This window comes from Synechococcus sp. F70.1 (assembly GCF_047502745.1).
In the GTDB taxonomy this organism is placed as follows: Bacteria; Cyanobacteriota; Cyanobacteriia; order Thermostichales; family Thermostichaceae; genus Thermostichus.
Genome location: NZ_JANSJL010000103.1, coordinates 1 through 961 on the forward strand (window position 1 = coordinate 1; position 961 = coordinate 961).

Consider the following 961-nt stretch of genomic DNA (forward strand, 5'->3'; position numbering starts at 1 on the left):
GCAAAAGCCCGGCCTGGTGCCAGTTGCGCCAAAAGGAGAGATCCCCCTGGCGGTGGTCAAAGCTGTTGAGCCAGCCACTCAGGAAATGGGGATCCCACCCCTGCGCCCCTGCCGCCACCTGAGGATCCGACTCAATCTCCCAAAGAAAGCGACCGGGATCTGCCCCGATGCCCACTTCCCAGCAGGCCAGCAGCTTTGACAAGTTCAGGTTCCCAAGGGCAACGTTTTCGGAGCCTTGACCACAGCCGGCAACTCCATAGGCAGCTAGCAGCGCTCCGCCCATCTGCAGCACCTGTCGCCTCGGCCATCGTCGTCTCCAGCTCATTCCGTCTCCTCCTCAAGCTTTACCTGGCGGGCCCACAGCCGCACTTGGGGGGAGCTATAAACTTCCCTGAAGCCCGGCAGCCCCTCAAAATTGAGCTCAGGCCAAAATTGCAGGATGCGATCGGCGCTCCGCAAGGGATCCGCCGGCCCCGCCACCAGCAAGTAGTCCACCCGCTCCTGGGGGTGCTGCAAAGCCAGGGCAAACTCGTACTGGTGAGGGGTGAGAAACAGGCGCGGGTCTCTTGCCCAAAAGATAGCCTCAAAGTGGATGTCGTCGTCCACCAGCACTTTTTGTCCGGGCAACAGGTGGCGATAGAGATACTGCCCAACCTGGCGCTTTTCCTGGCGCTGCCTTCGCCATGTTTCTAGAGCTTGCCCGCTAGGAGTTACTTCGTACAGGTCTTGGGCAGCTTCCAACTGGGGGCTTATGGGTGCTACCTCTGCCACCAGTCGCTCCCAGAGATCCCGCTCTTCGGCTACCAAGGGCGCCCAAAAACCCGACTCTTGGCTTAGCCCATAGCCGGCAGTCAAGCAGTTCAGCCCCAAGAGAGCAGTGATCAACAAGCACTTAGCCCAACGGGGACCAGCTCCACGAGCGAGGTAGGCGCTCATCCCAAGAGGCAAGGGTACCCAGAAA

Annotated in this window: 2 pseudogenes; both read right to left on the reverse strand. The window is 60.5% G+C overall.

Annotated features, from left to right (window positions below):
- Window positions 1-325: pseudogene (locus tag NW860_RS10300) on the reverse strand (hypothetical protein); the annotation flags it as partial.
- A pseudogene (locus NW860_RS10305) lies at window positions 322-961 on the reverse strand (hypothetical protein); the annotation flags it as partial. The pseudogenes NW860_RS10305 and NW860_RS10300, both read right to left, overlap by 4 nt.